Below are 518 nucleotides of genomic sequence, written 5' to 3'. Positions count from 1 at the left end.
CAGCGTTATGAGTTAGGTTTTACCTAACAGCTATATTCGTTCTTTAACAATCTGGAAGAAGCACAACGAAATGTACTTATCAAGTACTCGGCGCAAGTCGACGAAGATAAGTACGGGTTGTGATTGCATTATTTTGTTCCAAGTTCTCAAGACTGAGGTGAATAACCTCAGACTGCTTTGAAACTTATGAACGGCACAAACGCTAATACTCAGGTCCTATAGCCTACAGCGTTATAGGATCAAGCGACTAAGTGCATATGGTGGATGCCTTGGCGATCACAGGCGATGAAGGACGTAGTAGCCTGCGAAAAGCTACGGGGAGCTGGCAAACAAGCTTTGATCCGTAGATGTCCGAATGGGGAAACCCACCGCAGCAATGCGGTATCCCTAGCTGAATACATAGGCTAGTGGAAGCGAACCGGGTGAACTGAAACATCTCAGTAGCTCGAGGAAAAGAAATCAACCGAGATTCCGAAAGTAGTGGCGAGCGAAATCGGAAGAGCCTTTACGTTTTAGCG

Annotated in this window: 1 rRNA gene; it reads left to right on the top strand. The window is 46.1% G+C overall.

What is annotated here, in order from left to right:
- Positions 1-237: 237 nt before the first annotated feature.
- Positions 238-518 (top strand): 23S ribosomal RNA (locus tag API01S_RS28630); the annotation flags it as partial.

It is taken from the genome of Achromobacter piechaudii NBRC 102461 (assembly GCF_001571245.1).
GTDB classification, from domain to species: Bacteria; Pseudomonadota; Gammaproteobacteria; order Burkholderiales; family Burkholderiaceae_B; genus Achromobacter; species Achromobacter piechaudii.
The sequence above is the reverse complement of the archived record's forward strand: the minus strand, read 5'-3'. Positions and strand labels throughout refer to the sequence as shown.